Raw genomic sequence first — 10174 nt, forward strand, 5'->3', positions numbered from 1 at the left:
ACGGCGCGGCGCCCCCGACCGCCGTTGCAGCGGGCGCGGCAGGCGCCGGCGCCTCGGGCTCCGATGACTCCCCGGCCGCACAGCCAAGAGCAAAAAGTAACAGGAACGAAGATGCAAGGCCCAGTAACAAGAGGTGCATGGAGTGCCGGAGCCTCGGTTGCGCCATTCTATTCTCCTCCGCGGACTAAAACGTATTGACGGATGAAATAGTTTCTCCTTAAGTGACAGGAATGTACTCCAGACGTGAAGTCTTGTCAACTGCGTTTTTCTACCTAATTTTTCACCCCACTGTCGGCGGCAAACCAAAGCAAATTGTTATTTTCTTTAACCGCGTGATTAGACATAGTCACCGGACGATTTCGATCACTTGCCCTGTCAGACGGGTGTCGTACCCGCCGAGCGCCTCCGCGGCGGTCTTGAACCCTTCGGTGCGAACAAGCTCCAACAAATGGCCCAGCAACGCGCTCCCATAGTGTTCCTCCGGTACCACAAGGTCGTATTGCTCGGACAGTAGCGGCACGAAGCCCAGGCCCATCGCCCGGGCCGCGGAGAGGATACCCAGGCCGGTGTCTGCGCGGCCTGCCGCCACGGCGGCCGCCACCGCGAGGTGCGTGTACTCCTCCCGCTGGTACCCACGCACCGTTTCTGGTGCGATCCCGTCGAGGCGTAGCCGGTAATCTAAGAGTACCCTGGTGCCGGAGCCTCGCTGCCGGTTGACGAATGCGACGTCCGGGCGGGTGAGGTCCCCAAGGGAATTCACGCCCCTCGGGTTGCCGGGCTGAACGATGAGGCCCTGGAGACGGTTCACAAGGTTGAGGATCACAACGGGCCGACCCTTGACGTACTTCCGCACGTAGCTGACGTTGTACTCGCCGGACGCTTCGTCCAGAAGATGGCACCCGGCGACGTGCGCCTCGCCACGGCTGAGCGCCAGAAGACCGCCGAGGCTGCCGACGTTGGAGGACGACAGGGTCAGCTCCGGGTCGATTCGCCGCAGCTCGCTTGCGATGAGGTCGAGCGTGAGATCGTGGCTGCCGATGGCAACGATAGACTTCTCTATCTGTTCAGCAGGGCGGAGCAGCTCCACCTCAACTGTCGCACCCGCATCCACTCCTTCGGAGAACCGCGGGATGAGCACCAGGCCGTCTGCCCGAACCATTGACATGATGACACCCGCGCCGCGCTGGATCGGCGTCGCAACCAGCCTCTCGCCGACGCGCCCCAGTCGCACCCTGAGATACTCATCCTCTCCAGACGGCGATTGCACTTTGCGGGACAGGATGGCGGATGCTCTCTGCCGGCGCGCTGGAGCGACGCCCAGCATCCTCTCTATGAGCGGCTTCAGGAAAAGGTCTGCCGTCACTGCCGCGGAGACGGGATAACCGGGTATACCGATAACGGGCTTGCCTTCCACCACACCCAGGACGAGCGGGTGACCCGGCCGCAGCGCTACGCCGTGCAGCGCAAGCACACCCAGGTCCGCAACGGCGCGGGCGGTGAAGTCCTCCGACCCCGCGGATGAGCCTGCGTTCACGACGACGATATCGTGGCCGCGCGCCGCCGAGACGATTGCCTTTTTGATAAGTACGAAATCGTCCGGGACGGGCGGCAGGCGTATGGCGTCCGCTCCGGCGTCTTCGGCTATCGCGGCAAGCATGACCGAGTTGAATTCCACGATCTGGCCCGGCTGCGGCTGCGACTGCATCGGCACCAGCTCGGTGCCGGTCGGGATGACGGCCACTGTGGGCCGCGCCTGGACCGGGGCCTGGGTCACGCCGGCGGCGGCGCATGCGGCGAGGTCCTGCGGCCGGAGCCTGTGGCCCTGGGGGAGCACGAGTTCTGTGGCCACGATGTCTTCGCCAAGAGGGCGGACGTGCTGGAACGGCGTGACAGGGGCCTGTACCTCGATCGTGGCATCGTCTACCTCGTGGACAACCTCTACCATGATCACGGCGTCGAAGCCGTCCGGCATAGGGTCGCCCGTGTCCACCCACACCGCCTGCTGCGGGACGGATAGCCGTCGCGGGGGTGTTTCCGTTGCGCCGGCGGTTTCCGCGGAGCGCACAGCTACGCCGTCCATCGCGGCGGCGTCGTAGTGAGGGGAGGAGCGCTGCGCCCAGACCGGCTCGGCCGTGACGCGCCCGTTGGCACGGTCCAGCGGCAGAAGCTCGGTGGAGGTTAGGCGCGGCGCGCCGGCAGCCTCCAGAGCGTCGTAGAACCGCCTGCGGGCATCATCGACAGGGATGTCGCTCAGATAGTAGTCGCGTCCGCGCCGTCTGGATGGCATGAGGTGGTCCTTTGGGAGCCTAGGTGTGAAGGAAGACCGTCACTGTCTCGCCCGCGTACAGCCCGCCGCGCTCCAGGGGGACGATCACGGCGCCGTCGGAGCGGACGAGCGTATAGATGAGGTTGGACTTGCCGAAGACGGGCGCCGCGCAGAGGTCTGCGCCTTCCATGACGAGCCGCACCTGGGCGTGGTCTTCTCTGCCGGCTACCGATGGTATATCCCTGAGAAGGCGCGCACTCAGCGAGGGCGCGCGCGGAGGCTCGGTGCAGCCTGCCAGCCGGTAGATGGCCGGGCGGCATATCATGCCGAAGACGACGGCGGCTGACACGGGGTTGCCCGGGAGGCCGATGGCAGGCTTGCCGTCGACGACCGCTATGATCGTCGGCTTGCCGGGCTTGTGGGCCAGGCCGTGGACGAGCACCCCCGGGCTGCCCAGGCTCCCGAGCACACGCGCCGTCATGTCGCGCGCGCTGACGGAGCTACCCGCGGAGAAGACGAGCATATCGCACCTGCCGAGCCCCTCCACGGCCGCCAGCCGCTGGGTCTCGTACTCGTCCGGAACGAGCGCTATGGGAACAGGGACTCCGCCGGCCTTCTCCACGAGCGCCGAAATGGTGTAAGTGTTGATATCCCTTACCTGTCCGGGTCCTGGACTGCCGGCAGGGGGGACGAGCTCGTCCCCGGTGGAGACGATGGCTACCCTCGGCTTCTGGGCAACGCTAACCTCCATAATGCCGAGGGCCATAAGTCCGCCGATGTCCTGCGGGCGGAGCACCCTGCCGGCCGGTATGACCACATCGCCGCGCCGCACATCCTCGCCCACCTGAATAACATTCTCCCCGGGCGCGACGGGTCGATTCACCTCGATTGTGCGCTCATCGACTGCCTGAGTATTCTCCACCATAACAACCGCGTCAGCGCCCCCGGCAAGCATGCCGCCGGTATATGCGCGCGCCGCTTGACCGGCGGCCAGGCCCACCGACGGCCCGCTCCCCATTGGGACTTCGCCGACCACCTCGAAATACGCGGGCATCCCTTCGGACGCGCCGAATGTGTCGCTTGCGCGGACTGAGAACCCATCCATCGACGAGCGTGCGAACGCGGGCAGGTCCTCCGGAGAGTAAATGTCTTTGGCCAGGACCCTGCCGGATGCGCCTGCCGTGGGGACCTTCTCCGCCCGGGTGCGCACACTTAGGCTGCGGAAAAGGAGCTCATGCGCTTCGCCGGACGGCATGACATTGAAGAATTCGGACATGGAAATATAGCCTGCTGTTGCACTTTGCCCTATACTACAATTCGGCCAGCTATACCTCAAGCTCGGAACGAGCATTCGTATTCGGGCCAAAGCCCGGTATTACGCGTACGCACCTTTAACTCAGGAGTGACCGATGCGGCCTATTTATGAGATCGCGGACAAGATGGGGTTGGACCGTGAGGCGGTCATTCCTTACGGCAAGTACAAGGCGAAAATAGATCTCAACGCCATCCGCAAAGACGGGCCGCGCGGCAAGCTCATCGTAATGACCGGCATGACGCCGACGAGGGCGGGCGAGGGGAAGACGACGACAACTGTTGGGCTCACGCAGGCTATGGGCAAGCTGGGCCACCGGGTGGCTGCGACGCTCCGAGAGCCGTCGCTGGGGCCGATCTTCGGCGTAAAGGGGGGAGGCACGGGCGGCGGCGCGGCGCGCGTGCTGCCTGAGGACGAAATCAACATCCACTTCACCGGCGATGCCCACGCAGTCGCTTCCGCCCACAACCTGCTCGGCGCGATCACCGACAACGCAGCCCAGCGCGGCGCGATTCCGGGCTTTTCGCCGGCGGGCATGACATGGCGGCGGGTCATGGACATCGAGGACCGCGCGCTCCGGCAGATCATCACCGGCCTGGGCGGCCCCAACAACGCACCAATGCGCGAGGCCGGCTTCGATATCGTGACGGCCTCCGAAATCATGGCCATCCTTGCGCTTTCGTCCGGCATCGACGACCTCCGCGCCAGGCTAACGCGCATCGTCGTCGGCTTTACGGAGGACGACAAGCCCGTACCCGCAGGCGATGTGCAGGCGGTCGGCTCGATGATGGCGCTGTTGCGCCACGCCATCCACCCCAACCTGGTCCAGACACAGGAGGGGCAGCCCGTCCTGATCCACGCCGGCCCGTTCGGCAACATCGCCCACGGGTGCAACTCGGTTGTGGCCGACCGGCTAGCGCTCGGCTACTCCGACTACGTGATCACCGAGGCTGGGTTCGGCGCTGACCTTGGATTCGAGAAGTTCATGCACATCAAGGCGCGCTTCAACGGCCTGGAGCCGAGCGCCGCGGTTCTCGTGACCACCGTGCGCGCGGTGAAGTCGCACGGCGGCGTGAGGCTCCGCGACCTTGAGAAGCCGAACGAGGCCGCCGTCAGGGCAGGGGTGGTAAACGTCCAGCACCTGGTGGGAGTCGTCCGCTCCTTTGGCCTGCCAGTCGTCGTCGCGATCAACCGCTTCCCCACGGACACGAAGGAAGAGGTGGCGATCGTAAAAGAGTGCTCAGAGAGCGCCGGTGCGTTCGCGGCCGTGGAGAGCACCGTGTACGCAAACGGCGGCGCGGGTGGCGTGGAACTGGCGGAGGCCGTCGTGGCCGCATCGAAGGACGGCGCTGTGAAGCCGACTTACCTGTACCCGGCCGACGCCACGATCGAAGAGAAGGTGCTGACGCTGGCCCGCAAGGTCTACAACGCGGCGGACGTGTCCTGGAACGCGGACGCGAAGGCGCGACTGAAGACCTACGCGCAGAACGGCTGGGGCGGCCTCCCGGTCTGCATGGCCAAGACCAACTTCTCCATCTCAGACGATCCGACCCGCCTGGGCCGCCCGTCCGGCTATACGTTCCGAGTGTCCGACGTGCGCGCGTCAGTGGGCGCGGGTTTCATCTATCCCATCGCCGGCACCATCGTCACCATGCCCGGCCTGCCCGGCACGCCGCGCTCGCTGGACATCGACGAGAAGGGGAACGTGGTTGGGCTGTAGGGGGGATGGGTTAGGGCTTTTCAGAGCGGATTCAGAAGTCGGCGGTGCGATAAAGGGGTTGCCGCTGGGCGTGATTATGTAGCTGCACAGCATGCTGTGCAGCTACATAATCACGCGACAGTTGACGTATATCCAGGCACTTTCAAACGACTATTAGGCCATTTCTTTGACGGAGGAGGCCGTTGACCGTCAGCACCAGGACCACCGCTCGCCGAATAGTCCGGTCACTCCTTGCCACCGATTTTGCGTGTGACGAGAGGGACCTCTCGGGAGAAGGCGTCAAAGTTGTTCCTTCCGAGGAACGTCCAGGGAGAAGACGGTATCCCGTGAGTCCGGATCCGTTCAGCATGGTAACAATGGGCTCCGGAGTTGTTGTGAGCTGTGGGCCTGAACGAATTGACCGAATGAAGTCGATGTTCGGCCCCCTTGACCGTGACCTGGCATTTTCGCCGAAAGTTCTAGCAGAGGTGGTTGCGCTATTCGCGCGCGAAAATCGGCAGGTCGTTGGGCCATGCCTGGTCTACGCCTGTTCCGAGAAAGACCTCCGGCCTGCTGCGCCGCCCGCTGAAACAAGCATTGAGATAGTTTTTGAGGCATTAATCAAAGACCTGTTTGTATATGAAGGGTTCAGGCACGCGCTATCCTATCGCCACGATTCTCCAAGACCGGAGAAATTGGCTGCAGTCGCAAGAACGAACGGCGAAATTGTTGGGATTGCGGCCGCGTCAGTTGATTGCGAGTCGATGTGGCAAATTGGCGTCGACTTTTTGGAAAGTGCACGAGGTAGGAACATAGGTCGTGCGCTGGTGAGCAGGTTAGCGGATAGCATCCTGAAGGCCGGGAAACTGCCATACTACGCGGCCGCGCCAACCAACGTGAACTCCAATAACGTCGCGGTTAGCGCGGGTTTTTGGCTGGCCTGGACTGAAGTATTTATTAAGGGCGGTATCGCCTAAAGCGGTTGGCTAGAAATCAGAGAGCCCCACCGGATACCGGTGGGGCTTTCTGATTTCTAGCTACTCTGCCCTAGTCGGCGGGCGAGGGGTTCTCGCCGGGGTTGCGGGAGGTCAGGAAGGTGTAGAGCCTGCCGCGCGCGCCTATCCACGTGCGGTTGCCGATGGCGGTGCGCTCAACGACCGGCTGGTTGTTGACGCGCACGGTGGAGAACTCGCGGGCGACGGTGAGGTCGATCTGGTCCTTGTTGAACCGGAATACCACGCCTTCCAGGCCCGGGATGCCTAGCTCGCTGCCCTTGACCAGGCCCCTGTACAGGAAGGCCATGACGGGCTGCCGCTTGAGGTTTGCGAAGTCCACCAGCGGTACATCGCTCTCGCCGTACAGGTAGCCGTACGGCCGCGTGCGGGTGAGGAAGTATGCTGATGCCACCGCGATGACTGCCAGTATCGCAACGCCCGCGACTATGAGACCAACGGGCAGCTCGCGCTTAGCCGGCGCAGGCGGCGGGACAATGACCACAGGCGCGGGCGCAGCGGCGGCCGGCGCCTCTACCACGGGCGCGGCTGGCGCGACCGGCAGAATGGATGACAGCACCCTGGAGGGTGTGCTCTCCATGTAGACGCGGCCGGCATAGTCAAGGGACATGCGGACCACCATCGAGTGCAGCGCCTCGCCGGAGGGCGTGAAGTAGACATCGAACTCGGACGCCGGCCCGTTGCCGAAGAGACGCCTGGGCTCTACCTCCACCGCGCCGCTGTTGCTGCCGAGGCTCACAAAAAGCTTCTCAGGCGAGATAGGGTAGGGGCTCCCGGCGATATGCACGAGCGCCGTAGCTACCCTTGCGCGGACTCCCGGCTCCAGTTGCTCGGTGGCGACCATGGTGAGGTCGATCTGCGGGAAGACCTGTGTAACGAATGAGCCTTCCGAAGATACCGTGTAGCTGTACTTAGGCCAGCTCATCTCAACCCTGACCTTGTAGGTCCCGACCGCGGCCTGCGGCGGGATGAGCGCCGAGTAATTACCGTCCTTCGCGGCGGCGTCGCCGTTGACCCCGTCGTCGTTCATCTCGTAGGAGATCTGAGCGCCGTCGAGCGTCGTCACGTTCGCAAAGACGCGCACGCCGGCCAGGTGGACGGCCTGCTGGTTCTCGCGAACGATGGCGACGATGGAGTTGGTCTTGTGCAGAGGCATCGGCGCCTGCTGCTTGAAGGTGACGCTGTACGGGTTGGTGGAATACTCCCAGATGGAGAGCTGGCCCTGCATACCGCGGGCGTCTATCTTCCAGTCGCCCGGAGCGGGGTCGATCAGCCGCCAGATGACCAGGTTGGGAGTCTCGGAAACGTACGATGCCGAGCGGTCGCCCGCGGAAACCTCAAGTCCCGCCGGGTTGGTCAGGCGGAGCGAGCCGTAGGTGTTGTCCTTGAAGATCAGGAGTGTCTTCTCCCGGGTGCCGGGGATTATGCTGACTGTGGTGGAGTAGAGCTCCTCCGGCTTGAGCGCGCGCTCGCCGACGGAGCCGAGAGGCCAGCGGGACTCGCCGGTGAGAATTGCGTTGGCGAGGTCCTTGAAGCCGGTGGTGCCGGCCGCGCTGTAGACCTTGCCGCCGGTCTTGCCGGAGACGGACTGGAGGAAAGCGTCCGATTCCGCGGACGCCCCGGGAAGGCTAATGCCGGTGATCGTCCACTTCTTGTCGGCGAAGCCGGCCACCAGCGGTGAAACGGTCGTGGACATGGTTGCAAAGTCCACGCCCTCATTCGCTCCGGCAACGACATAGACGATCGAGCCATTGGCCGAATTCTCGCCGCCCAGCATCTCAAACGCGGCGGTGAGGCCCTGGGCCAGGTCGCCCGGCTTCTCGGGCGCCTCTGCCTTGAAGGTCGCCTCGATTGCGTCCTGTATGGCGGTGAAGCCCGCATCCGTGAGCCGGATGGGTCCTACGGGCGCGGTCGGCGCATCAGTGTTCATGAAGGTAATGGGCTGCTTGGTGTGCAGCGTTGCCGCCATCTCCGTCAGTGAACGCACGGAGCCGGGACCCAGCGCATGCTGCCTTACGGCCGTGCCGTCGGCAACGATGATGACCTGCTGGGTCGAGAACGGCGAGTCGGCGGAAGCAATTCTGGTACCTGTTAATAGTATTGAAGCCGTTGCGATCAAGAGTAGTAAGGCCGACAGTGATCCTAGCGTTTTCATTTTCCACCTCCACGTGCACCAAAGTTATCCAAAGTATTAGAAATTGGTCAATGTGAACGAGGTGCTGCTTTTGGAAATTTTCGGTCGGTCGCACATGCCCCAAGCTTGAGCATGGCGGTGCAGGCCGGAAAACGCTGTGGTGTAACGCCATCGGGTAAGATATACGGGATCCAACGAAAATGGCCGAGGTCGGACGGTTGGCAAGCAGGTTTCTGATAGTGCTGTGCGCGTTCGGAGTCATACTCGCAGGGTGCCGTGACACCGCTGCGGGTGGCCCGGCGGCCATCCCCAATGTTGGGGAAGTCCGCGGGAAGTTGACGGCAGTGGAATCGAGCTCCTTGCTCGACCTGACGCTGGTGCGCGTGAGGGACGCCGGAGGCAGCGAGTGGGAGTTCGACGGCCGGGACTACCGGAGCCTGGAGTTCACGCCGTCGCACCTTCGTGAGCACATGGTGACTGCCCAGGATGTGACAGTGAGATACCGCCGGTCCGGAGAAGCGCTGGCGATTGTCGAGATAACCGACTAGGACGACACGGAGAAGAGGCCAGGTGGACAGCAACCGAGAAGAGTTCTTGAAGACTGTGAGGGCGGCCCTTGGTCGCGTGGGCGGCGATGCGCCCGCCGCCATGCCGGAGGCGACCGCCCTTTACGGCGATGCTGACTCGGTGTCGCGCCGCGCCGCGGCCGTCCGGGAGACAATGTCCCGGCAGTCGGAACAGCTACTGGCTGAAATGGCGGTCGCTGCTGCGAAGTCCGCTTGGTCCGTCCACACAGCACGCAGCGTCGCTGAGGCGCGCGACTACATTGCCTCAGTGGCGGCGAAGCTTGGCGCGAAGTTGGCCATGCGGTCTGCCTACGAAGTGCTGGACGAGCTTGCCCTGGGTCCGGCGCTGACGCAGACCGGCACGGAGCTAACACTCATGGCCAGGAGCGGCGAAGATGCCGACGGGACCGAGCGCAGGGGTCTGAGGGAGAAGGCACTGAAGTCGGACATCGGCATCACGGGTGTGGACTACGCCATCTCCGAGACCGGCAGCGTGGCGATTGCCGCGGGGCGGGGCGTCAGCAGGCTCGTTTCGCTCGTAATGCCGGTGCACATAGCCGTCGTCCGGCGCGGCCAGGTGCTGCCGAGCCTGGACGACCTGTTCACCCTGCGCCGACTGGACTTCCTGCAGGGGCGAGACAGTAGCTACATGAACATCATCTCGGGGCCGAGCCGGTCTGCGGACATCGAGCAGACGATCGTCAGGGGCGTCCACGGGCCGCGCGAGGTGCACATGGTGTTGCTGGACCGGGGCGGGCCGTAGATTCGGCCGCACCCCGGTCAGAATACTGGGGCTGACGCTTAGTGGCTGCGCTGTGGCTACTGGACGGTAATCTGGCCGTCCATGCCGAAGTCAGCGTGGGGGATGCACAGGAAGTCGAAGATCCCCGCCTTGTCGAACTTGATCGTCACGCGCTTCGTCGTTTTGGCGGCGACGGTCACGTCGACGTTCAGATCCTCGGCCGTGAAGGTATGTTCCTCGGTCTCAGCCGTGAACACGAAGGTGATTTCTTCGCCCACTTTGAAAGTGAACTTGTTGGGCACGTAGCGGTACTCTTTGGTCGCACCGGCTGCATCGCCCATAGTAACGTTAATCGTGTTGCCGGTGGCCGCCGGTGGCGTTGTGGGCGCTGCCGCCGGTATGGTCGGCGTCGCGGCCGGGGCTTGCGTCGGGCTGGTGGACG

8 protein-coding genes are annotated in these 10174 nt (G+C 63.9%); 4 read left to right on the forward strand and 4 right to left on the reverse strand.

Annotation, left to right across the window (positions count from 1 at the left end):
* Nucleotides 1-346: 346 nt before the first annotated feature.
* Nucleotides 347-2287, reverse strand: coding sequence for a molybdopterin biosynthesis protein (locus FJ319_13760; protein MBM3935335.1), 1941 nt, complete (start codon nucleotides 2285-2287; stop codon nucleotides 347-349).
* 19 nt (nucleotides 2288-2306) lie between these two features.
* Nucleotides 2307-3542 carry a molybdopterin molybdotransferase MoeA gene (locus tag FJ319_13765; GenBank protein MBM3935336.1) on the reverse strand — a complete coding sequence of 412 codons (1236 nt, stop codon included), beginning with the start codon at nucleotides 3540-3542 and terminating at the stop codon, nucleotides 2307-2309.
* Nucleotides 3543-3675: 133 nt separating this feature from the next.
* Here FJ319_13765 and FJ319_13770 point away from each other — a divergent pair, with 133 nt between their 5' ends.
* A complete protein-coding gene (locus FJ319_13770) occupies nucleotides 3676-5298 on the forward strand; it encodes a formate--tetrahydrofolate ligase (GenBank protein MBM3935337.1) in 1623 nt (540 codons plus the stop codon).
* A gap of 404 nt (nucleotides 5299-5702) precedes the next feature.
* Entirely contained in the window at nucleotides 5703-6254 is a 552-nt protein-coding gene (locus tag FJ319_13775) for a GNAT family N-acetyltransferase (GenBank protein MBM3935338.1), read from the forward strand.
* A gap of 70 nt (nucleotides 6255-6324) precedes the next feature.
* Here FJ319_13775 and FJ319_13780 read toward each other — a convergent pair whose 3' ends face one another.
* Nucleotides 6325-8409, reverse strand: coding sequence for a hypothetical protein (locus tag FJ319_13780; protein ID MBM3935339.1), 2085 nt, complete (start codon nucleotides 8407-8409; stop codon nucleotides 6325-6327).
* A 233-nt stretch (nucleotides 8410-8642) separates the two neighbouring features.
* Between FJ319_13780 and FJ319_13785 the strand changes: the two genes are divergently transcribed.
* A complete protein-coding gene (locus FJ319_13785; GenBank protein ID MBM3935340.1) occupies nucleotides 8643-8972 on the forward strand; it encodes a hypothetical protein in 330 nt (109 codons plus the stop codon).
* A gap of 22 nt (nucleotides 8973-8994) precedes the next feature.
* Nucleotides 8995-9753, forward strand: a complete 759-nt coding sequence (locus FJ319_13790) for a hypothetical protein (protein ID MBM3935341.1) — start codon at nucleotides 8995-8997, stop codon at nucleotides 9751-9753.
* Nucleotides 9754-9809: 56 nt separating this feature from the next.
* Here FJ319_13790 and FJ319_13795 read toward each other — a convergent pair.
* The coding region (locus FJ319_13795) for a hypothetical protein (GenBank protein ID MBM3935342.1) at nucleotides 9810-10174 on the reverse strand (365 nt) is incomplete at its 5' end.

This window comes from SAR202 cluster bacterium (assembly GCA_016872355.1).
GTDB lineage: Bacteria > Chloroflexota > Dehalococcoidia > Lucifugimonadales > VGZY01 > VGZY01.

Coding starts and splice junctions, on each gene's coding strand:
- FJ319_13775 (MBM3935338.1), top strand. CDS start 5,703: ATGAAGTCGATGTTCGGCCCCCTTGACCGTGACCTGGCATTTTCGCCG.
- FJ319_13770 (MBM3935337.1), top strand. CDS start 3,676: ATGCGGCCTATTTATGAGATCGCGGACAAGATGGGGTTGGACCGTGAG.
- FJ319_13760 (MBM3935335.1), bottom strand. CDS start 2,287: ATGCCATCCAGACGGCGCGGACGCGACTACTATCTGAGCGACATCCCT.
- FJ319_13765 (MBM3935336.1), bottom strand. CDS start 3,542: ATGTCCGAATTCTTCAATGTCATGCCGTCCGGCGAAGCGCATGAGCTC.